General features: G+C 64.2%; 22 protein-coding genes and 1 tRNA gene. 11 read left to right on the top strand and 12 right to left on the bottom strand.

What is annotated here, in order from left to right; genetic code table 11:
* Positions 1-7 precede the first annotated feature (7 nt).
* Positions 8-1,144 (bottom strand): dipeptidase, encoded by a 1,137-nt coding sequence (locus HNQ40_RS15115; RefSeq protein WP_184678663.1) that lies wholly within the window; start codon positions 1,142-1,144, stop codon positions 8-10.
* A gap of 6 nt (positions 1,145-1,150) precedes the next feature.
* Positions 1,151-1,939, bottom strand: a complete 789-nt coding sequence (locus tag HNQ40_RS15110) for an alpha/beta hydrolase (RefSeq protein ID WP_184678662.1) — start codon at positions 1,937-1,939, stop codon at positions 1,151-1,153.
* 61 nt (positions 1,940-2,000) lie between these two features.
* Between HNQ40_RS15110 and HNQ40_RS15105 the strand changes: the two genes are divergently transcribed.
* Positions 2,001-2,900: a hypothetical protein gene (locus HNQ40_RS15105; RefSeq protein ID WP_184678661.1), complete on the top strand. Its 900-nt coding sequence runs from the start codon at positions 2,001-2,003 to the stop codon at positions 2,898-2,900.
* 20 nt (positions 2,901-2,920) lie between these two features.
* On the opposite strand, the gene HNQ40_RS15100 is transcribed toward HNQ40_RS15105, so the two are convergent.
* The 3 genes from HNQ40_RS15100 to HNQ40_RS15090 all read right to left on the bottom strand — a co-directional run bounded on the left by HNQ40_RS15100 (position 2,921) and on the right by HNQ40_RS15090 (position 7,593).
* Entirely contained in the window at positions 2,921-4,189 is a 1,269-nt protein-coding gene (locus HNQ40_RS15100; RefSeq protein ID WP_184678660.1) for a family 16 glycosylhydrolase, read from the bottom strand.
* Positions 4,190-4,302: 113 nt separating this feature from the next.
* Positions 4,303-5,808 (bottom strand): sulfatase-like hydrolase/transferase, encoded by a 1,506-nt coding sequence (locus HNQ40_RS15095; RefSeq protein ID WP_184678659.1) that lies wholly within the window; start codon positions 5,806-5,808, stop codon positions 4,303-4,305.
* A 105-nt stretch (positions 5,809-5,913) separates the two neighbouring features.
* Entirely contained in the window at positions 5,914-7,593 is a 1,680-nt protein-coding gene (locus tag HNQ40_RS15090; RefSeq protein ID WP_184678658.1) for a MiaB/RimO family radical SAM methylthiotransferase, read from the bottom strand.
* Between the two features lie 74 nt (positions 7,594-7,667).
* Here HNQ40_RS15090 and HNQ40_RS15085 point away from each other — a divergent pair, with 74 nt between their 5' ends.
* Positions 7,668-8,282, top strand: a complete 615-nt coding sequence (locus tag HNQ40_RS15085) for a hypothetical protein (RefSeq protein WP_184678657.1) — start codon at positions 7,668-7,670, stop codon at positions 8,280-8,282.
* Positions 8,283-8,284: 2 nt separating this feature from the next.
* Positions 8,285-8,560 (top strand): hypothetical protein, encoded by a 276-nt coding sequence (locus HNQ40_RS15080; RefSeq protein ID WP_184678656.1) that lies wholly within the window; start codon positions 8,285-8,287, stop codon positions 8,558-8,560.
* 23 nt (positions 8,561-8,583) lie between these two features.
* Here HNQ40_RS15080 and HNQ40_RS15075 read toward each other — a convergent pair whose 3' ends face one another.
* The 3 genes from HNQ40_RS15075 to HNQ40_RS15065 are packed head-to-tail and all read right to left on the bottom strand — an operon-like array spanning position 8,584 to position 11,474.
* Positions 8,584-9,702, bottom strand: coding sequence for a serine hydrolase domain-containing protein (locus HNQ40_RS15075; protein ID WP_184678655.1), 1,119 nt, complete (start codon positions 9,700-9,702; stop codon positions 8,584-8,586).
* Between the two features lie 45 nt (positions 9,703-9,747).
* Positions 9,748-10,329 carry a YqgE/AlgH family protein gene (locus HNQ40_RS15070; RefSeq protein ID WP_184678654.1) on the bottom strand — a complete coding sequence of 194 codons (582 nt, stop codon included), beginning with the start codon at positions 10,327-10,329 and terminating at the stop codon, positions 9,748-9,750.
* Between the two features lie 47 nt (positions 10,330-10,376).
* Positions 10,377-11,474 carry an Mrp/NBP35 family ATP-binding protein gene (locus HNQ40_RS15065; protein ID WP_184678653.1) on the bottom strand — a complete coding sequence of 366 codons (1,098 nt, stop codon included), beginning with the start codon at positions 11,472-11,474 and terminating at the stop codon, positions 10,377-10,379.
* Positions 11,475-11,620: 146 nt separating this feature from the next.
* Here HNQ40_RS15065 and HNQ40_RS15060 point away from each other — a divergent pair, with 146 nt between their 5' ends.
* Positions 11,621-12,256, top strand: a complete 636-nt coding sequence (locus HNQ40_RS15060; RefSeq protein ID WP_184678652.1) for a Spy/CpxP family protein refolding chaperone — start codon at positions 11,621-11,623, stop codon at positions 12,254-12,256.
* A gap of 157 nt (positions 12,257-12,413) precedes the next feature.
* Here HNQ40_RS15060 and HNQ40_RS15055 read toward each other — a convergent pair whose 3' ends face one another.
* A complete protein-coding gene (locus HNQ40_RS15055) occupies positions 12,414-13,373 on the bottom strand; it encodes an ABC transporter ATP-binding protein (protein WP_246402886.1) in 960 nt (319 codons plus the stop codon).
* Between the two features lie 167 nt (positions 13,374-13,540).
* Positions 13,541-15,901: a hypothetical protein gene (locus HNQ40_RS15050; protein ID WP_184678651.1), complete on the bottom strand. Its 2,361-nt coding sequence runs from the start codon at positions 15,899-15,901 to the stop codon at positions 13,541-13,543.
* Positions 15,902-16,038: 137 nt separating this feature from the next.
* On the opposite strand from HNQ40_RS15050, the gene HNQ40_RS15045 reads away from it, so the two are divergent.
* The 3 genes from HNQ40_RS15045 (at position 16,039) to HNQ40_RS15035 (ending at position 17,934) form a co-directional block, all read left to right on the top strand.
* Positions 16,039-16,323, top strand: coding sequence for a hypothetical protein (locus HNQ40_RS15045; RefSeq protein ID WP_184678650.1), 285 nt, complete (start codon positions 16,039-16,041; stop codon positions 16,321-16,323).
* Positions 16,324-16,409: 86 nt separating this feature from the next.
* Complete coding sequence (locus HNQ40_RS15040) at positions 16,410-17,732, top strand: dihydroorotase (RefSeq protein WP_184678649.1); 1,323 nt, start codon at positions 16,410-16,412, stop codon at positions 17,730-17,732.
* Positions 17,733-17,850: 118 nt separating this feature from the next.
* Positions 17,851-17,934 (top strand) — tRNA-Leu (locus tag HNQ40_RS15035).
* Positions 17,935-18,001: 67 nt separating this feature from the next.
* Here HNQ40_RS15035 and HNQ40_RS15030 read toward each other — a convergent pair.
* A complete protein-coding gene (locus HNQ40_RS15030; RefSeq protein ID WP_184678648.1) occupies positions 18,002-18,550 on the bottom strand; it encodes a GrpB family protein in 549 nt (182 codons plus the stop codon).
* Positions 18,547-19,143, bottom strand: coding sequence for an ATP-dependent protease subunit HslV (hslV, locus tag HNQ40_RS15025; protein WP_184678647.1), 597 nt, complete (start codon positions 19,141-19,143; stop codon positions 18,547-18,549). Before hslV ends, HNQ40_RS15030 begins: the two co-directional genes overlap by 4 nt.
* 444 nt (positions 19,144-19,587) lie before the next feature.
* On the opposite strand from hslV, the gene HNQ40_RS15020 reads away from it, so the two are divergent.
* The 4 genes from HNQ40_RS15020 (at position 19,588) to HNQ40_RS15005 (ending at position 25,227) form a co-directional block, all read left to right on the top strand.
* Entirely contained in the window at positions 19,588-20,907 is a 1,320-nt protein-coding gene (locus HNQ40_RS15020; RefSeq protein ID WP_184678646.1) for a nucleoside hydrolase-like domain-containing protein, read from the top strand.
* Positions 20,908-20,952: 45 nt separating this feature from the next.
* Entirely contained in the window at positions 20,953-22,533 is a 1,581-nt protein-coding gene (locus HNQ40_RS15015; protein ID WP_221435556.1) for a sulfatase family protein, read from the top strand.
* Positions 22,534-22,599: 66 nt separating this feature from the next.
* A complete protein-coding gene (gene rsmH, locus HNQ40_RS15010) occupies positions 22,600-23,610 on the top strand; it encodes a 16S rRNA (cytosine(1402)-N(4))-methyltransferase RsmH (RefSeq protein ID WP_184678645.1) in 1,011 nt (336 codons plus the stop codon).
* Positions 23,611-23,733: 123 nt separating this feature from the next.
* Entirely contained in the window at positions 23,734-25,227 is a 1,494-nt protein-coding gene (locus HNQ40_RS15005; RefSeq protein ID WP_184678644.1) for a LysM peptidoglycan-binding domain-containing protein, read from the top strand.
* The last annotated feature ends 33 nt before the right edge of the window (positions 25,228-25,260 follow it).

Here is a 25,260-nt window from a genome sequence, read left to right as displayed (position 1 = left end):
GGCTTTTTTACGTCGGAAGCACCCGCTGATAGAAGCGCAGCCAGTTGCCGTAGAAAATATCCGTGACGGCTGACTGGGGGTATCCCCGTTGGCCCAGAATCTCAGACAACACGTGGATGTCGCGGTGGCGGTCGTAGCCGTGGGGGCAGGTCTCGCTGCCGAACCCGCCGTCGGTGTCGGTGCCCAACGCAACATGCTCGGCACTCCCCGCGAGTTGGCAGATGTGATCGATGTGGTCGGCCAGATGCTCGAGCTTGACTTCGTGTTTGAGCGGCGTCCACGGCGGGCCTTCGATCAGATCGAGCCGGATCATGTTGATCGGCAGCGCCACCCCCAACACCCCATCACGCTCGAGGACCGCGCGGATCATGTCGTCGCTGAACTGCCGCTGTTGGTCGCTGATCGCTCGGCAGTTGCTGTGGCTGGAATACACCTGGCCGGGGAAGTACTCGATCGCGTCCCAGAACGAAGTATCGCTGAGGTGGGTCAGGTCAAGCGGCATGCCGAGCTTGACCATCTCGCGAAGCAGTTCGCGCCCGCGCGGCGTGATCGGGCCGTCGAGGTCGTGGGGGTTGCCGGCGTCTTCCGAGGGATTCCCGGCAGCATACTGCCCCTGCCCGAAGTGCGTGAGCAATAACGTCCGCAGGCCCAGCTTGTGCCAATCGTAAAGCCGATCCGGGGCGACGGTCGGGTCGGCACACTCCATGGTGATGATCAGGCCGATGGGCAGTTTGGAGGTATCGCTTCCATCCGCCACGGCTTGTTGCCATTGTGCCCAGTGGTTACGGAGCTGCGGCGCTGTTTCGAGGATGCGCACCTCGCCCTGCCGCTCCATCTCGCGGTAGTAGGCGAGTTGCCCGTGGGCCCAGGCGTGGACCATCTCTTGCGTGGGCCAGTCACCGCCACGGAAAGCGTGGGGCCGGCCGGGCTTCACCCACGGCTTGGCACGGCCAAGCAAAGTGGTCAGCGCAACCGCCACGCCCGCTTCGCGCATCTCGACAAAACTGGTCGTGCACTCGCCCCGCCCGTCGTCGCACGGCGGGTCGAGTTCACGTTGACGCGTCTCGTCCACGCTCCAACGCGGGTCGCGCTCGTGTACCAAAGCGTTGTAGGCGATGTCGAGGTGACCGTCGAAAATAAGCATGAAGCCTCACGAAGGGGTGGTGAACGATTGCGAAGGGAACTGACGATCGAGAAACGCCGTGCAAGCGTCGAACCACGCCCCGGCGGGATGGCCGGGCGCCAGGCCCAGGCCGTGGACGCCCGACTCGTAGACGTGCAGTTCCACCGGGACGCCCGCCTCACGGCATGCCGTCGCAAACATCAGGCTGTTCTGCATCGGCACCGGTTCGTCGTCCGCGGTATGCCAGAGGAACGTCGGCGGCGTGTCGGCGTTGACTTGAAGATGCGTGCTCATCATCTCGGCCACCGCGGGGTCGGCGTCTTCCCCCAGCAGCGCGTTGCGGGAGCCCTCGTGGGTGTGGGCACCGGCCATGTCGATCACCGGATAGCACAAGACCGCCGCATCGGGCCGGGCCGAGACTTCACCAGCCAGGTCGTCTTTATCTGACGCCCATCGCTCGGCGTGAACCGCCAGGGACGAAGCGAGATGCCCGCCCGCGGAGAAGCCGAGCACCGCGATTTTCTCCGCGCGGATCTCGGGGCGCTGTCGCATCAGCCGCAGCCCGCGCTGGGCGTCGTGGAGCATCGCCGGGTGATGGTTGTGCGGGCCCAGGCGATACCGCAGCACCGCCGCGTCGAACCCCGCCTCGGCCAAACGCTCCGCCACGTCCCAGCCTTCATGGTCCGACAAGACCTGATACCCCCCGCCCGGGCACACCATCACCGCGCCCCGCGGCTCCGCGGACTCGGTGGGGTAGAGCGTCAAATCGGGGCGTGCAGATTCACGATGCCACAACGGGATACGGATCAACGACATGGGCCGGAGTATACCCCAGCGCCGCTGTGGCCCGGCGTATGATCGGCTAGAATGACGGGTTATGAGCGACGAGCCCACCCCCCGCCCCGCCCCGGAAAACCGTGGGCCTGAGAACGCGGAAAACCCAAACGCCAAACCGAACGGCGACGCCCCCAAGAAGCGGCGACGTCGGCGTCGGCGTGGCAAGAATAAACCCAACCAGGCCGAGGGGGCCGCACCCGAGGCCCAGGCGGCCGCCAACGACTCGGGCAGCGAAACCGGCAACGAGTCTCAACGCCCCGCCAAGAACAAGAAGATGAAATCCGGTCGATCGGGTGGCTCCGGCCAGGGTTACCGCGGCAAGAAAGACGGCGGCCCCGAAGGCAAGAAATCGCGCGGCCAGCGCGGACGCGACGATCAGGGCGATCGAGAAAAGTCCGGCGGCCCAAAATCCGGCCGAGGCTCATCGCCCGACCGCCCGGGCAGCAAAGCCGGCCCGCCCGAAAAGAAGAAAAAGAAGAAACGCCGTAAGCCGCGCACCAAGCAGTGCGTGAACTGCTACACCCCCTGCACCACCATCCACCGCGTCCGCCTGGACCACCGCAAGCAGTGGGTCTTCATCTGCGACATCTGCTGGCCCTCCCGCTGTGTCGACAACCCGCACTACGAGTTCGGCGGCACCTGGGTCACCGGCCGGATCGTCAAGCCCGAGTCCCAACTCCGCGACGAGGCCCGGGCCAAGCACAAAGACAAGAAGCAGTCGAAAGACAAACCGCACCCGCCTGCAAACACCGAGCAAGGCCCGCCTCAGCACCAACCCGAGTCGACAGAAGCGGACTCCTCGGCGGATCAAGCGACCGCAGTGATCGATCCGCCCGAGCCCTCCGCCCCGGCCGAACATCCAACAACGGAAACCGAGCCGACGCCCCCGCCTCATGAGGCAGAGGATTCGGCTCCGAAAGACCACCCCGCTTCGGAGTAGGCTTCCTGTTTTTTCGCGGGCTACTCTTTTCGCTGGTAGTAACGCACCCAATCGACTTTCATGCTCGTGCCGTCGATCGCCTCGGTCACCGGGCCGTCCCATTTGATGATCGCCAGGCTCAGCCAGATCGGCGCCTCGCTGTAGGCAAATTCGTTCTTCTCTCGGCGGATTTCCTTGCCGTCTTTGTAGAAAACGATTTTCTCTTCGTCCCACTCCAGACCGAAGACGTGGTAGTTCTTGCCGAAGTTGGCGACCTCACTCACGTCCAGCGAAGACACCTCGTTCCACCCGTTGCCGTCGTGGTACTCGATCCGGTAGTTGGGCAGCATGCCCACCCACGTACCTTTGTACTTCCAGCCGTTGACGAACTGGATGCACCCGATGGTGATGTCTTCGGGCCATTCAAAGGTCAGCGTTTTCTCGCCTTCCCCCGCTTGGTTGATCCAACTGCTACCAATCTTCCCGTCCACCAGATTCGCGGTCGGATTGTTCTCGCTGTGGTCGCCGGTGGAAGTGATCTTCACTTTGGCGTCCCGTGCGTGATTCACCAGGCCCGGCAGGTCCTGGTCGGCCGAGTCCGACATCGCGTCGGGGAAGGTCCGGTCGTTCTCGCCGTAGACGCGGAACTCGTGGATGTGGTGACTTTTCAGTGAATCGAAGGTCAGGCGCAGCTTCCGGGTGGTAACGGCGATCTCCAAAGGCAGCGAGTACCCCGCCTGGGTGCCGTAGGTGAAGCTCTTGGAGTCCGAAGGGTGGGTCTGCTTGCCGTTGGGCAGCGTGGTGATGTCGGTCCAGTTGTGGATGTTGGTGTTGACCTCGTTGGGGTAGTGACCTTCGTTGATGTCGATCTCGAAGCGCTTCCCCTCTTCGGGATCGGGCTGGTCCCACAAGGTCATCAGCCAGAACGAGTTGTTCGTACCCGAGGCCTCGGCGTAGCGGTACCGGCATTCGAAGTAGCCGTACTTGAACTTCTCCTTGGTCCAGATGTTGCCGGATGTCCACTCCTGCCCGCCGCGGTTTTCCTTGCGGTTGACCAGGTGCAGGATGCCATCCTCCACCACCGCGTTCTCCCGCCACCGGCTGGAGAGGATGTGCCCGTTCGGGCCGTTCTGCGACACCCACTTCTCGTCGAGCTGCGCGTCGGGGTAATCGAAGTCGTCTTCCCACACGATCTTCCATTCAGACAGATCAATCGTGCTGCCCGATTCTGCAGCCGCATCCCCGGCCGATAGGGGTCGGCCGCCGAACACACAACACAACGCTACAACAGACAGAATCAAAAACCGCATTGACGTGATCTCAAATAAAAGAATAGATTCAAGTCATTATAGCCACGCACGATCGCTCATGCGGCCCAGGCTCCCCTATTCAGCTTGCCTGTCGAACGCGGCCCGCCGCCGCTTCAATTCGCGTCGAAGTTCGTCACCGCCGCACGCACCCCCTGGTCGCCACGCAAGGCTTCCAGCACCTCACGCATCGACTCGGCCTTTTCGTGCTCCGAGGCGATCAGGTTGGCCTGCTCTCCCCGATCGTTTTCGAGGTTGAACAGCTGATCCTCTTCGGGCCAAAAACCTTGCCCCCACTTCGGGTCCATCGCGGGGATGTACTTCCACTGGTTCATCCGCAGCGCCACGCTCCGGCCTTCCTCGAGTATGAGCGACAAGCCCACGGGGTCACTGCCCGCGAATGCGTCCCATGTGTCGCGGCTGTCGATCGCCTGATCGTCGGCCAGCTCGATCTCGAGCAGTGACGCGAAAGACGCCACGAAGTCGATCTGGTTCACCATCGCATCGCTTCTACCGGGCTCGATCACCCCCGGCCAGGAAACCATGAACGGGATACGGGTGCCGCCTTCGTATATCTCGTACTTGCCGCCACGCCACGGGCCCGAGGCGTCGTGGCCCTTGTTGTGGCGGTGCGAATAACGCTGCACCTGCGGCGTACTCGGGTAGCTGTCGTCGTGCTGGGTCGGGCCGTTGTCGCTGGTCAGGATAATGATCGTGTTGTCGGAGAGGCCCAAGCGTTCGAGCTCGCCCACGATCTGGCCGACCGACCAATCGAACTGCACCATCGCATCACCGCGGACGCCGTACTTGGTCTTGCCTTGGAAGCGTTGGTGAGGCGTGTTGGGGACGTGGATGTCTTGCGACGAGAAGTAAAGGAAGAACGGCTCTTCGGTGCTTTGCTTCGATAGAAACTCCTTGGCCTGCTTGACGAAAACGTCAGCCATGGTGCGGTCGTCCCAGAGCGCGCTTTTTCCGCCGGACATGTAGCCGATCCGGCCGATGCCGTTGATCACGCTGTGGTAGACCGGCCCCTTGTCCCAGGTCGGATACTGCGTCGAGCCGGGCAGGTCGACGTCCTCGTACTTTTTGCCCACATGGATCGGGTCGTCCGGGTCGAGGCCGACCACGCGGTGCCCTTCCACGTAGACGCAGGGCACCCGGTCGTTGGTGGTGGGCATCATGAAGACATCATCGAAACCGAGCTCGATCGGCCCGGGCTTGAGTTCGCCATTCCATTGCGGGCCGGCTTCTTTGTCGCCGAGCCCGAGGTGCCATTTGCCCACGAGACCTGTGTTGTACCCGGCGTCCTGAAACAGACGGGGCAAGGTCATCGCATCCGGATCGATCAGCAGCGACGCGTTGGGCGGAGCGATGCGCACGCCTTGGCGGAACGCATGGACGCCGGTCAGCATCGAGAAACGCGAAGGGGTACACGTGGCCGACGGCGCGTGGCCGTCGGTGAAGTTGAGGCTGCGAGACGCCAAGCGGTCGATGTGAGGTGTCGGAATCACCGTCGCGCCGTTGACGCCGATGTCGGCGTACCCCACGTCGTCGCCGTAGATCAAAACGACGTTGGGCCGAGCCACCTCGCCCCGGGCACAAGCCCCTTGAAGCACGACCATCACCAACACGGCCAGGAGACAACGCGCATCACAAGCAACCAGCGGCCTTCTCAAGCGAACCTGCGGCAATTCAAATTTCACGAGATGTACCTTCAAAAAAGGGGATTAGCTTTTCACTTGCCCAAACAACGCCAAGGCGGCCGCGGACGTCACCTCGACCTCGACGAGCTGCCCGATGAGCGAGGGGTCGGCGTCAAACATGACGATCAGGTCGCCATCGGTTCGGCCCGAGAGTTGGGTCACCGTCTGAGCCCCCTGCCACCCCAGCGTCACCGCCGGGTCGGCCGCGTTAGCGGACTTCTGCGACTTGGCGCTGATCTGCTCGACGAACACCTTCACGGTCTTGCCGACGTAGCCCTCGTGGATCGAAGCGCTCACCTCGCTCTGGATCGCCAGCAGCTCGTTGTTGCGACGCTTCTTTTCCGCGTCGGTCACGTTGTCTTCAAACCGATCGATCGCGGTCGTGCCCGGACGCGGCGAGTATTTGAAGATGAAGCTGTTCTTGAATCGGCAGCGCCGCAAGAGCTCGGCCGTCTGCTGGTGGTCTTCCTCGGTCTCGGTCGGGAAGCCGCAGATGATGTCGGTCGCCAGTTCCGCGTCCGGCAGGTATTCGCGCACCCGGTCAATCAGGTCGTAGAAGTGTTCGACCTTGTAGCCACGGTTCATGAGCTTGAGGATGCGGTTGCTGCCGGACTGCACCGGCAGGTGCAGGTATCGGCAGATACGTGGGCTGTCGCGGATGACCTGAAGGATGTCGTTGCCGAAGTCGCGGGGGAAGTTGGTGACGAAACGCAGCCGTTCGAGGCCGGTCACTTCCTCGTGGATGCGGTGCAGCAGCTCGGCAAAACTGGTGGTCGTGTCGTTGAACACCGGCGAAGGCCCGCCCGTGCCCTGGTTGGGCGAGATCACCGTGCCGACCTGTGGCTGCAGGACGCCGTTGACTTCCACCGCCGCGACGCTGTCGTAGTGGTAGTGGTTCACGGTCTGGCCGAGCAGTGTGATCTCACGCACCCCGGCATCAACGAGCTTCTTGCACTCATCCAGGATGTGCTGCGGCGGACGGTGCACCTCGGCCCCGCGCGTGTGCGGGACGACGCAGTAGGTGCACAGCTTGTTGCAGCCGCGCGTGATGCGGACGTACGCCGACTTGCCCCCGGCAAGCGATTCATCGGGCGCGAAGCTGCGCGAGAGGTCGACCAGTTCGAGTTGATCTTCCGCCGCGGCGAGCGTGCCGGATCGGCGGTGGGTGTTGCCCTGCAGCGCGATCTGCGCCGAGGCCAATCCGCCGCGGTCTTCGATGCGGGTCTTGAGCACGTTGTCGATGAGCATCGGCACCTTGTCGAGCTCGCCGGGCCCGCAGAGCAGGTCGACCTGCGGGTGCTTGCGGACCATGTCCTCGCCGTCGCGCTCGGCCATGCAGCCAATCACGCCCAACACGCTCGGCCCCTCGTCTGCCCGGCCCTCTTTCGCCAGCGCGTTCTGATACTTGCCGTACTTCCCGACACGCGACCAGACCTTGTTCTCCGCGACCTCGCGGACCGAGCAGGTGTTGTAGAGCACCACATCCGCCGACTTCCAGTCGTCGATGAACCGGTAACCCAGCGCCCGGAGCTGCCCGGTGACGAGCTGGCTGTCGAGCACGTTCATCTGGCAGCCGAAGGTCTCGAGGTAGACCGACGGGCCGCCGCCCTGTTCCAGCGAGGCGTCGGCCCGCTCGACGGTCGAGTCGGTGCTGCACGCGGTCTCGGAAGGGGCATCGAGTTGGTTCAGGGGGATTTCGGGCATGGCGAGCCGCAAATTGTAGCCGAAACCCGCAACTTTCACGCCATCCGGGCCATCTGGACGATTTATCTTTCACGATGTCGTCCACCCGTCCCCCATCGGCAGAACCCAGACCCGTCCCGGCTCAGCCGGGCAACTGGTTTGAACGCCGTTGCGATACTCTGCCGGGCTGGGTGTTCTGCATCTGCGGGGCCGCGATCCTGGCCGTGGTGGTGCTCACGCCGCCCTGGCTGGACCAACACGAGGCGGCCTGGCGGCTGCGGGCCATGCAGGCCCAGGCCAGTGCCTTGGCCGAGCAGACCGAGCGTTACGAATCCTTCGCCGCGGCGATCGCCGACGACGATCCGGTGGTGCTCGAACGGCTAGCGTTGACTCACCTGCGCAAGACCGTGGCGGGCAAGACCCCGCTGTGGGTGCCGCCGGTCGATCAAGAGACCGGCAACGTCGGCGACTGGCTGGCGGTGCGGCAGCCGGTGATCGGCCGCGACGTGCCCCACTACTTTGCCCCCAACAACCGGCTGACCCGTCTGGTTACCGGGCCCGGGCGTGTGGCCCTGCTGCTGGTGGGCCTGCTGTGCCTGGTGGCGGGCGTGCTGTTCAACCCGCGGACGGTTCGGTTATCGCCCCCTGCCCCCCGCCGGATTCGATCGGCCTCTCGGTTAAGCGTGAGCCGCCCCCACCCGATGTCATAAGAGTGAGCCAGGCCCAACAGCCCAATCTGATCCCCCTTGCCCGATCGGCCTTTGCCGTGTCGTTTGAGCAACACGCCTCACCCGAGGCCAAGGTCGCCCGCGCCCTCGCCGGGCTGCCCGTGTTCGAGGGCTGGTGCCATCAGCCGACGCCCGCCGAATTGGAATCGATGATCCTGGACCTGAGCGAACAGGAACTGATGACCACCGCCGCGGTGTGCCTGCTGCGTTTGGCGAAGATGCAGTCGGCGGGGTCACCGGACAACGTCGACGCGGCGTAATCGTTCCACGTCTTCCGGGCAACTCAACCCACAAGATTCAGGTCTTCATAGATCGCGCCGAGCACGGCGTGCATCCGCTGTTGATGCTTCGGCTCGCCGGGCATGCCGTTGAACACGACGACCACCGCCAGGTTGTGCGCCGGGTCGGCGAATGCGGCGGACGATTGGTTGCCGCAGTGGCCGAAGGCGTCGTCTGAGGCGTGGGGGCCGAAGTTGTAGGGCGTGGCGATCTTGTGCGTCTCGGCGTTGGCGGCGTCGTGCCGCTGGTTGTTCACCATGAAACCCAGCCCCCAATCCATCACGGCCCGGAACGTGCGGTCCATGGTGTCGCGGCGGTGTCGAGCGGTGAAGTGGCGGACGGTGTCGGGGGTGACGAGTGAGGTGCCGTCGAGCGAGCCGCCGTTGAGCATGGCCCGGTAGAAGCGGGCGAGTTCGTGAGCCGGGCCGAAGGCGTTGCCGCCGGGGCGCTGGCCGGTGCTCCATTCGGGGGTGTGGAAGTTCTGGTCGACCGGGGCCGAGCCCGAGGTGTTGAGCGTCGCAGCCAGGCGAGGTTCGAGGGCGTCGTAACCTTCCGGCGGGAGGCCGACGTAGCTGTCGTTCATACCCAGGGGTAGGAGCACGGCTTCACGCAGGTGGTCGCGGAGGGTTTGGCCGGTGCAGACTTCTAGGACCTTGCCCAAGATGTTCCAGCCCGAGTGCGGATGGTAGCCCGCGGTTTCGCCGAGCACCCAGCCGGTCTCGAGGCGTGCGCCACAGATCGCCTCGATCGCCTCGTCCCAGGTCTGTCCGGGGTAGCGGAACACGACCGAGCGGAACCCGCCGGTATGGGTCAGGACGTGTTGGAGCGTGATGTCCTGCTTGCCGTTCTGTTCGAAACCCTCGACGTATTCCGCCACGGGATCGTCGAGATGGACCACGCCCGCTTCGACTTGCTGGGCCAACGCGATCGCGGTGATCGGCTTACACGAGCTCAGCCAAAGCGTCATCGTGTCCGGGGCCATCGCCACGCCGGGGCGTGCCTCACCGATCGCGGCGTTGGCGACACATTCCTCCCCACGCCACACACAGACCTGCGCCCCGGGGTGGAGTCCCTGGGCGATGCCCTCTCGGATCAGTTTGTCGGTTTGGGGGAGTGCATCCATGCGCGTTCAGTGTAACGCACACACCGCGCGGAGCGCCAGGACTCGTCAATTCATCGACGGGTCGCGTGGCAGGATGTTGGGGTTGTATCCCTTGAGCAGTTCGCTGGTCGTCTTCACCCGGATCAGCGATTTCCAGACGCCCTCATCGCTCACCGGCGTGTCGCCGCTGGCGGGGAACACCGCGTCGAGGCTGGCGTCCATCACCGACCAGGCCGACTGGGCGAGTTCGCCTTCGAGTTGGCCCGCACCCCAGCCGGAGTAGCCCGCGTAGAAACGCACCGGGCTGACCGCGCCGGACAACGCGGGCTCGACATACTCGCGCTCGCTGGCGAAGTACACACCATCGGTCACCAATTCCTGCGCGTGGACCGGGTCCTGGTGCAACACCATCAACGGGCCATCGCACGGCCCGCCCCGGTACAGCGGCTCGTCCACGCCGCAATCGACCTCCGCGTCGTCCCCCATCGCGCTGAGCACATCGCCGACCGCCGCACCCGTGGGTTGGTTGAGGACCAGCCCCAGCGCACCGTCCGGGCCGTGCTGGACGATCAGGATCACCGACCGAGCGAAATTCGGGTCTCCCATCTCCGGCGACGCCAACAACAACTTGCCCCGCAGATTCTGCATGACCCCGATCATACTGCCGCGCCCGCGTATTCCAAGCCCCGGCTTCATCAGGAAATGGTCAACGTCGGGCCCGCCGCCGCGCCGCTCATGACGTGGACGCTGACGTGGTGCACCGCAGCCCGGGTCAGGGCGTCGAGCTCCTTGGCGAGCTGGTCGTCGCCGGTGTAGTTGGCGGTGGGGTCGCCCGCGTCGCCGTTGCGGCGCAGGTTCATGTTGATCGGCACCGCCCCGAGGAACGGCACGCCCGCCTGCTGGGCCAGCATCTCCGCCCCGCCCTTGCCGAACAGGTCGTATTCCTTGCCATCGTCCCCGATGAAGTAGCTCATGTTCTCCACCAGCCCGAGCACCTCGACGTTGAGCTGGCGGAACATCTGGATCGCCCGCTTCGCGTCGTCCTGTGCGACCTTCTGCGGGGTGCAGACCACGATCGCCCCGGTCAGCGGCAGCAGCTGCGACATGGTCAGCGGCACGTCGCCGGTGCCGGGCGGCAGGTCGATGATCAGGTAGTCCAGCTCGCCCCAGTCGGTCTGGGTCGCGAGCTGTTGGAACGCGCCGTGCGCCATCGGGCCACGCCAGATCAGCGGCTTGTCGTCTTCGACCAGCGCCCCGATGGTCATCGCCTTGATGCCGTGCAACTCGAAGGGCACGATCATCTTGCTGATCGTCTTCACCTGATACCGATCGGTGCCCAGCATGGTCGGCAGCGACGGGCCGTAGATGTCCCCGTCCATCAGCCCCACCTTCGCACCAGCCCGGGCCAACCCGACCGCCAGATTCACCGACACCGTGGATTTGCCCACCCCGCCCTTGCCCGCCCCCACGGCGATGATGTGCTTCACGTTCGGCAGCGGGTTGTTGCTCGCCGACGCATCGGTGCCGCCTGCCTCAGGCGTCGCGCCCCCGGCCAATTCGATCGAAAACGACACCTCCGGCTCCAGCCCCAATGCCGTGATCTTCTCCACCGCCTCGGCCCGGAACTGCTCCTTGAACCGCCCCGCCCGCCGCGGCAGCTTGATCCCCACCGTCGCCCGGCCGGTCTCGACCTCGACGCTCTGGACCATATTCAGCCCTACGATATCCCGACGGAGTTCTGGGTCTTCGATCTCACGCAGGGCACTGACGACTTGTTCTTTGGTTCCGGCCATACGGGCGATCATAGACCACCCGCCGCCCCCGAGCCAACGGCCCAAAAAAGGGCTGCAATAACTCCGCCGCACCCGCGTTGGACCCATCAGAACCGGTTAATACCCCCAATCAACCTCAAAAAGTGACCCAAACACTGGAGATCAACATGGAACGCAAAAACCTCAAATTCAGCCTGATCGCGGTACTGGCCGTGGTGATGTGTGCCGGATTGGCCAACGCCCAACCGGCTGGCGGCGACGACGACAACGGCCCCAAAGAACGTCAACGTGAACGCGGCGAGCGAGCCGAACGCGGTGAACGGGGCGAGCGCGGCGAACGAGCCGAGCGTGGCGAACGCGGAGAACGCGGCGAGAAAGGCGAACGCGGCAAGCGTGGCCAACGCGGCGGCCAGGAAGTCCTCAAGGGCCTCGACCTCTCCGACGACCAAAAAGAAGCCATCAAGGGCATCCTGAAAGGCAAGCAGGAAGAAGGCCGGGCGATCCGCGAAGAGATGAAGGAAGCCCGCGAGTCTGGCGACCAGGAAGCCATGAAGGCCGCCATGGAAAAAATCCAAGCCATGCGTGACGAGATGCACGAAGCCGTCCGCGGTGAACTCAACGCCGAGCAACAAGCGACGTTCGATGAGAACCTCGCCAAGCTGAAAGAAAAAGCCGCCGAACGCAAAGGCAAGGGCAAAGGCGGTGCCGAAGGCAAGAATGGCAAGAAAGGCGGCGAAGGCGGCCCCGAAGGCAAGAACGGGAAGAAACGCGGCGGCAACGACGGCGGCGAAGACAAGGTCTGACCCCCACCCCACAACCCTACCCCCAAGCTCAGGCCCCGACTTGTTTTCAAAACAGTCGGGGCTTTTTGTTGGAACGTAGTCGCGGCCGCATTTGTCACGACAAACAGCGACGCGTGGCGTCGCAGCTAGAACGTTGGTAGATCAAGTCGGGTTTGAACTACTGCACCAGGCCCTTGGTCAGCCGCATGAACGCGGTCTCGAGGTTGACCTGTTCTTCTTCGAGACGAGTCAGGGCAAAGCCCTGCTGCACCAGCGCCGAAGCGATACGCGGCGCCGCGTCGTGGGCGTTGGGCGCATCGGGCGACAAGCTCACCCGCAGGTGACTGTTCACCGCTTCAACCTTCTCGATCCCTGGCGCTTGCTGCAGCAGTGCCGCGGCCTGAGCCGTCTTGCTCGCCACCGCCACGGTCAGCACCCGGCCGCCGCCGCCCATGGTGCGGGCCCGCTCGATGATCTCGTCCATCGTGCCGGTGAATTTGAGCTCGCCCTGCTCGATGATGCCCACGACGTTACACAGGTCGGCCATCTCCAGCAGGATGTGCGAGCTGATCAAAATCGTCTTGCCCATGAGGTGTAGCTCTTTGAGCAGCTCACGCATCTCGATCCGCGCCCGTGGGTCCAGACCGGACGCAGGCTCGTCGAGCAAGAGCACCTTCGGGTCGTGCAGCAGCACACGGGCGACCGACAACCGCTGCTGCATGCCGCGCGACAGCGAGTTGACCTCGGCGTCGGCTTTGTACGCCAGGTCGGTCAGGTCGAGCACGTCGCCGATGACTTGTTTGCGGTGGTCGCCGGTGATGCCGTAGCTCGCCGCGAAGAACGAGAGGTATTCCTTGACGACCATGTCGTCGTAGCTGCCGAAGAAGTCGGGCACGTAGCCGATCATCGAGCGGACCTGCCGGGCGTTGACCGGGCCGACGGACAACCCGTCCACGCGGGCCTCGCCCCAGGTGGGCTTGAGCAGCGTGGCGAGGATCTTGATCGTCGTGGTCTTGCCCGCGCCGTTGGGCCCGATGAACCCAAAGCACTGGCCCTGCTCGATCGTGAGGTTGAGGTTCGACAGCGCCATCAACTCGCCGTAGCGCTTGGTCAGGTTGATGGTTTGGATCATACTCATGGGCGTTGGGGGCTTAGGGGTTAGGGGCTTAGGAATTCAGATTTCGGATTTTAGATTTCGGATTTCGGGCTTGCGACCTGCGACTCGGAACTTGCGACTTGGGACCATGCATGGGGGCTCAGCGTTTCGATCCAAGCCCCTAAGCCCCCAACACCCAAGCCCCCAACCTAAAAATCATACACCCAACGCACCACCGTCCACCCCTGGCTCGACGGCGTTTGGCCGTCCAGGGTCAACGGCACGGGCAACGGCGAATCACGCAGGTGGGCGAGGATGATCACACGGCGGCCCTGGGTGAGCGGGGTCAGGTCCATCCGCTGCCCCAATAGCCGCGTCAGCACGTAGCCCTGCTTGAGCTGCGCTTTGTCGGGATCGCGTTTGACGTCCGGCGGGGGCAGGGCGTCGAAGAACGTCAACAACTCGAAGTGCCGGGCAATCACGCTCTCGTCGGCGGGGGCGGTCCCGCCTCCCCCCAGGTTCCCGAGCCCCGGGCCTTTCTGCTCGCCCAGGCGTCGGCCGAGGAAGCCCTCGCCCTTCCAGTCCCGTTCGCTGTTGATCTGGGGCCAACGACGGAACGGGGCGTAGAGCACCTCGCGGTCCTTCGCGTCGGGCCGGCCCGCCAGCACCAGCGGCTCATCGGGTGACCAGCGGTTCTCACCCGCCGCGTTCACGTAGCTCCAAACCTGTGGCGGCAGCTGCCGAACATTACCGAACTGATCGACCCGCTCGCCCGGGCAATAGATCACCCGCACATTGCTCAGCGTGCCCGGCAGGGTGTGACGCACCTCGCCCGTCGGCCATCCCACGTCGTCCGCCACGATCGGATCCGACACCCCGATCGAAAACGGCTTAGCCAAGCCGGGCATGTCCCCGTCCACCGGGCCCAGATAGTCCAGCATGAACTGCTTCGAGGTCGAACGCACCGGCACATCCACCGCGTCCGGCTGCGCCGCATCGAGCGAATACCGCTGCGTATCAACAAACCCCGTCTCCGCCGCTTCGGGACTGAAGCCCGGGCTCGAAATGAGGTTGTGCACCGGCGTCGCCAACGCGTTGATCCGAGGCGAATCGGTCGCCACTTCGCTGGTGCCGAAGTCCGGCACAAAGATCGACACAAACGCCCGGCCGCGGGCCACGCCCGAGTTGCCGTCGTAATCCAGAACCGTGACGTGGGACACGTTCTCGCCGCCGGGCCTGAGCACCGCGGCCCCCGCCCACGCGATCCCAGCAAACACCGCCACCAACGCGACGAACCCCACCCAACTGAACCGCGACAGCCCTTTGCTCTTGAGGATCGGCTGGATCAACCAACCCGCAACCAGCCAATACAGACCGAAGAGAAAAATCGCCCCGAGCAGCAGTGCCCCGACGGTGCCGGACATCGCGATCCGTTCGGGCACGAAGCCGATCAGGTTCACCGAGGCGCTGACCCGCGAGGCCTCGAACAGCCGATTCGCTCTGATCTCGCCCTCGGTCACCGCCTCGGTCAGCACCGGGAAACGCCAGTTAAAAACATGGTTCCATAAGCGCTGTTGGCTGCTGAACACCGCGCTCGACCGTGCCGAGGCGGATGTGAGGTCCATCCCAATCACCGTGACCCGGCCGAACCCGTACCTGCCTGCCACCACGACCGGCTCGCCCGCGTCGTCACGCAAGACCACCGTCGCGCGGGGATCGTCCTGGCCGACGTTGAAGTTGGTGATCGTCAACGGCTGGACCGAGTCCCGCCCGGTCCCGATCCAATCCTGAAAAGGCCAATCGGTGCTCTCACGCTGACGCAGTTGCCCTGTTGTCACCGGCAGCATGTCCGCCAGCGGGCTGCTCGTCCAGGTCTGCCCCACTTCGGGCAACATGACCACCAGGTGACCGCCGCGCATCACCCATTCCCGCAGCGAAAGCAGCGCGGCTTCGGAGACCTGCAACGGGTCGGCCGGGTCGCCGCCTAGGTCCTGGGTCCAGACGAAGGCCGACAGCGCTTCGAGCCCTTGCCAGCGATCGGGCAGTCGAGGCAGCGAGAGCCCGCGCACCAGCTTGACCGGGGCCTGCTGGGTGGTGTGGCGTTGATAGTCGTTGAGCCCGAGGTCGGCGGTGCTGGTGACGGCGATGAGCTGCTCGCTGTTGCGCAGCAGGAATTCGTCGTTGGGCTGCACCGAGGCGGCGGCCAAGAGCTCGCCCGACTCGGCATCCACCGCCCGCAGGTTCCAACGCGTGTCTCGGTCCACCGTCATCGGCACCGCGGCGTAGAGCCACACCGGCTGATCGTCGCGTTGGCGGGTGAGCGTGGCGAGACGCTCGGCCGAGACCCGGTCGCCGTCTTCGTCACGGTGCTCCCAGCGGAAGATCACATCGCGGTCGTCCGCGGCGAGGTTGTCGACGCTGAGCCGGATCGGGGTCCAGGTCCCAGGGCGGACGTAGCCATCGAGGCCGAGGTAGCCCTGCTCGATGTCCAGGCGGACCTCGTCGAGCTGCGCCAACGCCGCCCCCGCGATCAACCAACACCCCAAGACAAAACACAGAACTCGTGACATCGCAAATAGTTTAGCGTCGCATCGCACCGTCGTGACGGATGCGGGGAGTCGAAAGGTCCCAATAATGGCGACGCCGATAACCTCCGAACGTCGCACACGCTGTCAGTCCCCGGCACGCCCTCCCGATATCACCGGTGATGTCAGCCCAAGTCATGTTCTACACCACGGTATTCGGCGGGCTCGCGTTCACGCTGGTGACGCTGGTGCTGTACACCCTCGCCCATCAGCTCGGCTCGGCGATCGACCGCCACGACCTCATCCGTGCTGCCCGCATGCAGCAGCAGGCCTACCTCCGCAGCGTCGAAGAGCGACGCCGCAAGGCCAACGCCGACTACGGCAGCCAGGACGACGAGGCAGAGATCGAAGACGAATACAACGTCGACATCATCGAAGACGAGCCCCCTCTCCGTCAGGCGGCGTAACCCGCTCTTTGAGCGGTTTTCTCGCTCACCCCCCGTCCATCGAGCATGCCAAATTCCCGCGGGGCGTCCTGTGATACGCTGTGGCGATGTCACAAGATTCTTCCGCCAACGCCCCCCGACTCACGATTCAAAACGGCCGACTCATCGACCCCGCCGCGGGCATCGACCAGGTCACCGACCTCGTCCTCGAACACGGCAAAGTCATCTCGGTCGGCAAAGTCGACTCGCCCGAAGGCGAAGTCATCGACGCCTCGGGCATGATCGTCTCGCCCGGCCTGATCGACCCCCACGTCCACTTCCGGGAGCCCGGCGGCGAGCACAAGGAAACCATCGCGACCGGCGCAGCCTCGGCGATCAACGGCGGGTTCACCACCGTCTGCGTCATGCCCAACACCACCCCCACGCTCGACGACGACGGCCGGGTGGAGTTCGTGCATCGTCAGGCCGAGCGGGCCGGGCTGTGCAACGTGTTTGTCGTCGGTGCCGCGACCAAGGGCCGAGACGGCAAGGAGCTCGCGGAGATCGGGCTGATGTCCAAGGCCGGGGCCGTGGCGTTTTCCGATGACGGCTGTGCCGTGGCTTCGGCGGGCGTGATGGCCAAGGCGCTGACCTACGTCGCGATGACCGGCAAGGTGTTCATGCAGCACTGCGAAGACCCCGAGCTCGGCGGCGGCGCGATGAACGCCGGCACCCTCGCCACCAAGATGGGCCTGCCGGGTTGGCCACGTGTCGCCGAAGAGCTGACGCTGCAGCGTGACATCCAGCTGTGCAAAGCGCAGAACTACGCCTGCCGTTACCACGCCCAGCACATGACCACCGCTTGGGGCGTCGAGATCCTCCGCCGCGCCCGCGCCGATGCCAAGGCCGCGGGCCACGAGGATGTGCTCACCGGCGAGGCCAGCCCGCACCACCTGCTGCTCACCGAAGACGCCTGCGAGGGCTACAACACCAACGCGAAGATGAACCCCCCGCTGCGGCAGCAGTCGGACATCGATGCGCTCAAGGCCGGCATCGCCGACGGCACGATCACCGTCCTCGCGACCGACCACGCCCCGCACACGGCTGAGGAAAAATCGCTCGAGTTCGTCGCGGCGCCCTACGGCATCGTCGGCCTCGACTGTGCCCTGCCGCTCTACATCAAGGCCCTCGTTGAGCCCGGCGTTATCGATTGGCCCAAGCTCATCGAACTGCTCACCATCAACCCCGCCAAGCTCTGCAACCTCGACGGCAAGGGCACCCTGGCCGTGGGCAGCGACGCAGACGTGACGATCATCGACCCGGATCACGAATGGACCATCGACGTCGACGCCTTCGCCTCCAAGGCCCGCAACTGCCCCTTTGATGGCTGGGCGGTCAAAGGCAAAGCCCGCGATGTGATCGTGGGCGGCAAGGTCATCACGCTCGACTAACCCTCCGGCCCCCTGCAAAACCAGGCTTTCCACGCCGTCCGCCCCGTCCCGGATCGCGATGGCACCGAGACTTTGCGACGTCGGCGGAGATGGGTTAAACTCCCCGACTCGCAATCGAGCCCATATGGCGGAATTGGCAGACGCGCCGTCTTCAGGTGGCGGTTCCCGCAAGGGAGTGCAGGTTCGACTCCTGCTATGGGCATTTCATCTCCGCTTCGGCGGAGTTTTTTCATGCGCGTCCCGCGCCCCTCTGCCCTTAGCCTCTGAACTCACGCCGCCCCGCCGTTGATCGACGCGATCTCCTTCCGCTCCCGTTCATCAAGTCCAGCGGCATCAAGGATCCACAGCAGCATCTGCGTCTTGCCCGCGACATAGGCATCGATATCGTTGGGATGCTCCTCCGCCAACGCCAACTTGAGCTCGCCGTATTGGCGGGCCGCCTCGGGGTGGGCCCGCAAATGGTCACGAACCGCAACGTGATTGCGCAGGGCCAAAGCCCCCTCGATACAGGCATAAAGGTGGTGGACGGGTAAGCCTTCGGGGGAACGAAATGCCTCACGCCCCACTACCCCGAGATCGCCGCGATGCTCATAGCCCAGTCCCGCCAACGCTTCGATCACCCGCTCTAACTCGTCCACGCTGGGCACCACGATGGTCATATCGATAATCGGCTTCGCGGCCAGCCCCGGCACCGAGGTGCTGCCGACATGCTCGATTCGCAAAGCGTGAGGAGCCAACGCCGGCCACATCGAATCGTGCAGACGCTGGAAAACCGATGGCCAGTCTGGGTCGTATGGCACAACCTCAATCCGGCTCATCCGCCCAACTCCAAGAGGGTGATGTTCGTGTTCGAATAGATGCACAATTCTCCGGCGGTCTGGAGGCCATGAAGGCAAATATCCGCTGCCGATTGCTCGGTATGCGTCAGCAGCGCCCTCGCCGCCGCGGTGGCGTAGGCCCCGCCGGACCCGATGCCGATGACGCCGTCGCTCGGCTCGATCACGTCTCCCGTGCCCGATACCAACAGACTCACCTCCAGGTCCGCCACGACCAGCAGGCTCTCCAGCCGACGCAGCGCCCGATCCGTCCGCCACTGCTTGGCCAACTCCACCGCCGCCTTCTTCACGTTCGCCGGCGTCTCCTTCAGCGTCGCTTCGAACCGCTCGAGCAAGGCAAACGCGTCGGCCGCCGCCCCGGCAAAGCCCACCAGCACGCCCGCCCCCTCGGCCCCCAGGCCCGCGAGCTTGCGCACCTTCACCGCGTCCGCCTTGGCGACCACGTTCTGCATCGTCACCTGCCCGTCCCCCGCGATCGCAACGCCCATCCCCCCGGAAGGGGTCGCCCGGCGGACGGACAACACCGTCGTCGATCGGATCTCGGGCCGGGTCTCGCTGTTTCGTTTCTTGCTCATGCGGGCCAGTGTATCGGGGGCGGGGAGTGGGGCGTTAGGAGTTGGGGGTTGGGGGTTGGGGGTTGGGGGTTGGGAGAAGGAATTCCGAGGGGCAGGGGTGGTGGTCTGGTCTGCTGGTCTGGTGGCAGACCACCTTTAGACCAAAACCAGACCAGTTGCGGTGTTCGAGCGGGTCAATCTGACCATGGGAAAGTTAACCGGCATTCTGTTCTAACTCGGCGACAGACTTCACTCTCAAAGCCTATATTTTAGGTATTTGTTAGCAAATGTCAATGTAATCCAACCTCATCCGCACCCCATTCACAGATTAAACTGTGCCGCCCCCTCTCTAGACGACCGTGGCCCGGGCCCACCGATCCATCGCCGCGTGCCAGCCGGCCTCCATGCCGCCGATCGATGAATGGATTTCATCGCTTTCGATTCAAGCAGTTTCAGGGAATCACCATGCCGACAATGGATGACATCATGCTCGCCCCGCGCTCGCGGAGGCCTCGCCGTTTTCTTCTGCTGCCATCTCTTCTTGCCGCACTGGTGCTGTCGGCGTTGACCAGCGGGTGGACCGATGCACAGCCCATCAAGCCCAACATCTGGGTGTACTCCGACCTCACCGACCCGAGGAACCAGCGGGACGGCGGGCACCCGAAGGGCGACCCGGACGACCTCGCCTCGCTGGCGAGCCTCCTGCTCTCGGCCGACCGGTTCCACATCGAGTCGATCGTGGTCGGGTCGGGCTCGTTCCCCGAGATCAGCAACCCCGTCGAGATGATCGAGGACATCTTCGTCCCGGCATACGAGGCGCACCTCCAGGGACTGGCTGATCCCGACCACCCATACCAACCGGAAATCCAATTCCAGTGGTCCTCGGTCACCAGCGCGGGCCGAGTCAACAAGTTCCAGAAGAGTCGGAGCTACGAAGACCTCAGCGATTTCGAGACGGTGTCGTCGCTGGTTGAATATGCAACCGACCACGAGGTGTACGTTCTGGTCTGGGGCGCGTTGACCGAGCCCGCCATTTTGGTGAAGCACCTCCAAACCACCGGGAACCGCGCGGCGCTCGACAACATCACCATCGTCTCGCACTGGAGCAAGTCTTATGTCATGTCCATGCACCAGGAAGAGCTCAAGACCGACCCGTTCGCGGTGACGAACTGCCGGATGGACCGCGACGCCTGCATGTACGTGCACGAGCAGGCGGCCCAGGGCAATGTCAAGCTGGTCCAGCTGGGTTCGGTCGGCCAGACGGGCATCGTCGACGGCTCGATCAACTACCCGCGTATCCAGGCGTTTGCCGAGAACCCGCTCGGCCAGATCTTCATGAGCGCCAAGAGCTACAACAACAAACAAGACCAAAGCGACGCCGCCACGTATTGGGTTTTTGCTTCGGACCTTGGTTTTGACCTCAAGCGCTACCCGACCAACGGCGACCTGACCCGGGCGATGGAAGAACAGCGGATCGAAAAGTTCAAGGCGTTGGCTCCCGCGGTCATGGACAACTTGCTTGACCGCGCCCAAGCGTCGGAGGCCGAGCCGTTTCCCGATTCGTTCGTCGCCGATTACTTCACCTACGCCTACTACCGCTGGGGCCACTACGCGGTTTACGTCCCCGCCGCGGTGCCCTACCGCATCCTCTCGCCCGACGGCGAGGTCCTGCTCGAAGGCGAGTTCAAGCAGTGGCGCAACCCGGTGGACCTGCCCAAGCAGCCCCAGGGGCACTACCGCGTCGAGTTGTTGTTCCCGGACAAGACCGTTGTGAAGCCGCTGTAGGAACATGTCCATCAGGCACGTCCAATACCTTTTCGAAACCGGATCATGATGCACCAACGCCTGGCTTTGTTGAGTTGCTGCTTGGCGGCAGTCGCCATTGCGTTGGGGGGCTGCAGCCTCCGTAGCGTCGAGACGCCTGGTGCTCCGAAGGAAACCCGGCCCAATGTCATCATCATCCTTGCCGACGACCTCGGCATCGGCGACGTTTCCGCTTACAACAAGAACTCGGCCTGGCAAACCCCGCACATCGATCGACTGGCGGCCCGCGGGATGAGTTTTTCCGATGCCCACACGAGTTCATCCATCTGCACCCCCACACGCTACAGCATCATGACAGGGCGCTACAACTGGCGATCAACCCTCAAAAAAGCTGGATTAAATGGCTATTCCCCCCCGCTGATCGAGGGCGAGCGGCTGACGATCGCCGAGCTTTTTTCGGATGCCGGGTACGACACCGCGATGGTGGGGAAGTGGCACCTGGGGTGGGACTGGAGATACGTCGAAGGGGCAACGGATCAGTTCGACGTCAAGACACGCCAAAGAATTGACTTCAGCAAGCGCATCGAAAACGGTCCTCAAGACCACGGATTCGCGTACAGCTACGTCACCGCGGCATCGCTGTCGTCTCCGCCGTTCGTGTGGGTCGAAAACAGCCGAGCAACTCAGATACCGGACCGGGTGTCCGTGAATTACGACGAGAAGGCGTTTTGGCGCAAAGGGCCGATTGCCCCTGATTTTGATCACGCCCGCACTCTGGATCGCATCATCAATCGATCCGTCGGCTTGATTGAAGAGAAGGCAGACGGCCAGACGCCCTTCTTCCTTTACATTGCGTTGACCGCGCCACACGCCCCCATCGTTCCGACCTCGGAGTGGATCGGGAAAAGCAATGCCTCGGCCTACGGGGATTTTGTGCTGCAAGTCGACCACGGCGTAGGCCAGATCGTGGATGCGGTTGTTGAGGATGATCGATTACAAAACACACTGATTTTCTTCACCAGCGACAACGGCCAATCGCCTCGTGCGGACTTCGAAAACGACGAGTTACCTCTGGCGGGCCATCAGGGGAGCTACATCTACCGAGGCCGGAAGTTCGATATTTTCGAGGGCGGCCACCGAGTCCCGTTTATCGCGAGTTGGCCCGGGAAAATCGATGAAGGTGATTGGTCGGATGAAGTCATCTGCACCACCGATTTCATGGCAACCGCGGCGGAACTATTGGGGGTTCCGCTTGGCGATGAGACGGGCGAGGACAGCTACAGTATCCTCCCCGCTTTGCTGCAGCAGCATGAAACCAGGCCCATCCGTGAAGCTACCGTCCATCATTCCAGCGACGGCCGATTCGCGATCCGCCAAGCTGAATGGAAACTCATCCTTTGGCCTGGTTCAGGCGGCTGGGCATACCCTGCTTCTGCCGAAGACATGGAAGGGTTGCCTCGGTTTCAGCTTTACAACCTGACATCGGACCCGGGCGAAACCTCAAACCTCGTGGACAAGCACCCCGATCGCGTTGAGGCGATGAAGGCGTTGCTCGTCCAATACGTGAATGAGGGGCGGAGCACGCCGGGCCAACCCCAGCGGAACGATGGCCCAGCGACCTGGCCGGAATTGGATTGGATGCCCTGATGACGGCTCACCAGCGCTTATCGGGAAGAAACACACCTCCTCAAACTTGCGGATATAACCACCTGCATGGATGAATCGGAAGTCGGCCATGTCTCGGTGTTGTTGGATGAGGTGTTGGGGTTGCTTGCGCCGCAGCCCGGGGAGGTGGTGTGTGACGGGACGCTGGGGCGTGGGGGGCACGCGGCGGCGATGATTCCGTTGATGAGCGGGGGGACGTATCTGGGGATGGACCTGGATGGGGGAAACCTGAACTTCGCGCGGGAACGGCTCGGGCCAATCGCCGAGGCGCACGGCGTGCGGCTGATCGCGGTTCAAGGCAACTTTGCGGGGATGAGGTCGGCGATGGACACCCACGGGATCGCGGGGGCGGACGGCTTGCTGGCGGACCTGGGGTTTGCCTCGAACCAGATGGACAACCCGGCGCGGGGGCTGTCGTTCATGGGCGACGGGCCGCTCGACATGCGGCTTTCCCCCGGAACCTCCCCCGCCCCCGGAAGTGCCGCCGGAAGCGCTACCGCCTCGGGAAATAGCCCTGAAAGCGCTGCGGGCGAGTGGGCGGACGGCGGCTATCCGCGCGGCACGGCGGCGGAACTGGTCAACACGTTGCCCGAGCAGGACTTGGCGGATGTGATCTACCGCTTCGGCGAAGAACGGCTCTCCCGCCGGATCGCCCGAAAGATTGTCGAAAAGCGAGCGGAATCACCGATTTTGACTACTGGTGAACTCGCGGAGATCTGCCGTCGGGCGTACGGCCCGGCAGCGGGGAAATCGAAGATTCACCCCGCGACGCGGACCTTCCAGGGGCTGCGGATCGCGGTGAACGGTGAGCTGGATGCGCTCGATGGATTGCTGCGAGGAATGATGGGTTTGCTGAATCCCGGGGGACGGGCCGGGATCATCAGCTTCCACTCGTTGGAAGACCGGCCGGTGAAGCAGGCGTTTCTGAAGTTTCAGCAGGACGGTCAAGCAGAACGGCTGACCCGCAAGCCGCTCACCGCGGGCCCCGAAGAGCTGGCCCGCAACCCGCGCAGCCGATCCGCGAAGCTCCGCGGCATCCGCAAGACTCCGCCCGCGTGACGGGCAACCCGGAACGCTCACGGTTGCGATTCGGTCAAGGCACAGTGAGCACGCAGCCGTTAAAATGCGTGTCCCGCCAAGGAAGGCGGCCCCCCTTTTGGACCCCACGGACGAAACGGTTCCATGGCTCAAGAAACCAAAGTCGGACTCCTCATCGGTCTCGCCCTGATCCTTCTGGTCGGGCTGGTGCTTTCTGATCTGTTCACCACCGGCTCGCCCGAGTCGGCCGAGGCCAGCAGCAACGCGGCGACCGAGTTCGGCCGGGAAGCGCAGGCGGGCATCTACGACGCCCAAGAACAATCGCCGATCCGCCCCGCGATCCGCCAGAGCGAGTTCGACCGCATGCCCGGCTTCGCCGCCGAGCCCGCCCAGGACTACCACACGCCCTCGACCAACCCGCCGGTGGAAAGCTGGTCGCCGCCGAAGCCGAGCACGCCCGGCCCGGCTTCGCCGTCGCTGCCCGGCCTGACCCACGAGCCGCCGCTGCCCGACCTCGACACGCTCGAAGCGAACAACGATGCCGTCGCCCAGTTCCAGCGATCATTCGAGGCGATGCGTCTGGCGGTGCAGAACCCCGACCAGCCCGAGTCGGACCCGACAGCGTTCAATCAAGAGCTTTCGCGCATGTCGCAATTGCCAGCCCAGATTGAACCTATTCCTGCGGTGCCGTCGGCGGTGGCGGGCGGAACGACCTACATCCACTACGTCCAGGCGGGCCAAACCCTCGCCGAGATCGCCCGGCAGCACTACGGCAACCCCGAGTTTGCCGCCGCCATCGCCCAGACCAACCCGACCAAGGTCGACCGCGAAGGCCAAGTGCGTGCGGGTGCTCGTTTGGAAATCCCGCCGCTGGGTTCGCCGGTGTTCAGCCGGCTGTTCCAGCCGGTGCACGAAGAGCACGCGATCAAGGTGGACGGAGTCATCCCGGCGTTGCCCGATCGTCCGGCGGGCCCCACCGTTGAGGTGGCGTCTTCGAACGTGAAGGAAATCGAAGTCCAGCCCGGCGACACGCTCAGCGAGCTGGCGTCGGAACACCTGGGCACGTCCAAGCGTTGGCGTGAGCTGATCGAGGCCAACCGTGATCAACTGGAAACCGCCGCGGACCTGCGTTCGGGGATGACGCTTCGGCTGCCGGAGGGATCTGCTTCGGTGGCGGCAACGCAAACGAAGACGGACACGCCGAGCCGTGCGGTGACGCCCACCGTGTCGCAGAAGAAGGCAACGCCTCGCACGACGTACACCGTGCAAGCCGGCGACAACCTCACCCGTATCGCGGCCCGTGAACTGGGCGACGGCGAACGCTGGGACGACCTGCTCGAAGCCAACCGCGATCAGCTGGAAAGCCCCGAGCTCCTGCAGGTCGGCATGGTGCTGAAGCTGCCCACCGCTTCGGTCCGCCCCGCCGAGTCGGCCAAGCCTACTGCGACTTCCGAAATCCGTAAGCCGAAAGCCGAAACCCCCAAGACCTACACCGTGCAATCGGGCGACAACCTCACCCGCATCGCCGCCCGCGAGCTCGGCGACGGCGATCGTTGGCGTGAACTCTTCGAAGCCAACGCCGACCAACTCGACAGCCCCAACGATTTGTTCGCGGGCCAGACGCTGCGTCTCCCGTAATCACGTTCAGTTGACGAGGCCGCGGTTGCGGAG

It is taken from the genome of Algisphaera agarilytica, from assembly GCF_014207595.1.
Lineage (GTDB): Bacteria > Planctomycetota > Phycisphaerae > Phycisphaerales > Phycisphaeraceae > Algisphaera > Algisphaera agarilytica.
The sequence above is the reverse complement of the archived record's forward strand: the minus strand, read 5'-3'. Positions and strand labels throughout refer to the sequence as shown.

Bases quoted from the DNA above. Each gene is read 5' to 3' on its own strand.
- HNQ40_RS15115 (WP_184678663.1), bottom strand. From the start codon at position 1,144: ATGCTTATTTTCGACGGTCACCTCGACATCGCCTACAACGCTTTGGTA.
- HNQ40_RS15110 (WP_184678662.1), bottom strand. From the start codon at position 1,939: ATGTCGTTGATCCGTATCCCGTTGTGGCATCGTGAATCTGCACGCCCC.
- HNQ40_RS15105 (WP_184678661.1), top strand. From the start codon at position 2,001: ATGAGCGACGAGCCCACCCCCCGCCCCGCCCCGGAAAACCGTGGGCCT.
- HNQ40_RS15100 (WP_184678660.1), bottom strand. From the start codon at position 4,189: ATGCGGTTTTTGATTCTGTCTGTTGTAGCGTTGTGTTGTGTGTTCGGC.
- HNQ40_RS15095 (WP_184678659.1), bottom strand. From the start codon at position 5,808: ATGGTCGTGCTTCAAGGGGCTTGTGCCCGGGGCGAGGTGGCTCGGCCC.
- HNQ40_RS15090 (WP_184678658.1), bottom strand. From the start codon at position 7,593: ATGCCCGAAATCCCCCTGAACCAACTCGATGCCCCTTCCGAGACCGCG.
- HNQ40_RS15085 (WP_184678657.1), top strand. From the start codon at position 7,668: ATGTCGTCCACCCGTCCCCCATCGGCAGAACCCAGACCCGTCCCGGCT.
- HNQ40_RS15075 (WP_184678655.1), bottom strand. From the start codon at position 9,702: ATGGATGCACTCCCCCAAACCGACAAACTGATCCGAGAGGGCATCGCC.
- HNQ40_RS15070 (WP_184678654.1), bottom strand. From the start codon at position 10,329: ATGCAGAATCTGCGGGGCAAGTTGTTGTTGGCGTCGCCGGAGATGGGA.
- HNQ40_RS15065 (WP_184678653.1), bottom strand. From the start codon at position 11,474: ATGGCCGGAACCAAAGAACAAGTCGTCAGTGCCCTGCGTGAGATCGAA.
- HNQ40_RS15060 (WP_184678652.1), top strand. From the start codon at position 11,621: ATGGAACGCAAAAACCTCAAATTCAGCCTGATCGCGGTACTGGCCGTG.
- HNQ40_RS15055 (WP_246402886.1), bottom strand. From the start codon at position 13,373: ATGAGTATGATCCAAACCATCAACCTGACCAAGCGCTACGGCGAGTTG.
- HNQ40_RS15050 (WP_184678651.1), bottom strand. From the start codon at position 15,901: ATGTCACGAGTTCTGTGTTTTGTCTTGGGGTGTTGGTTGATCGCGGGG.
- HNQ40_RS15045 (WP_184678650.1), top strand. From the start codon at position 16,039: ATGTCAGCCCAAGTCATGTTCTACACCACGGTATTCGGCGGGCTCGCG.
- HNQ40_RS15040 (WP_184678649.1), top strand. From the start codon at position 16,410: ATGTCACAAGATTCTTCCGCCAACGCCCCCCGACTCACGATTCAAAAC.
- HNQ40_RS15030 (WP_184678648.1), bottom strand. From the start codon at position 18,550: ATGAGCCGGATTGAGGTTGTGCCATACGACCCAGACTGGCCATCGGTT.
- hslV (WP_184678647.1), bottom strand. From the start codon at position 19,143: ATGAGCAAGAAACGAAACAGCGAGACCCGGCCCGAGATCCGATCGACG.
- HNQ40_RS15020 (WP_184678646.1), top strand. From the start codon at position 19,588: ATGCCGACAATGGATGACATCATGCTCGCCCCGCGCTCGCGGAGGCCT.
- HNQ40_RS15015 (WP_221435556.1), top strand. From the start codon at position 20,953: ATGATGCACCAACGCCTGGCTTTGTTGAGTTGCTGCTTGGCGGCAGTC.
- rsmH (WP_184678645.1), top strand. From the start codon at position 22,600: ATGGATGAATCGGAAGTCGGCCATGTCTCGGTGTTGTTGGATGAGGTG.
- HNQ40_RS15005 (WP_184678644.1), top strand. From the start codon at position 23,734: ATGGCTCAAGAAACCAAAGTCGGACTCCTCATCGGTCTCGCCCTGATC.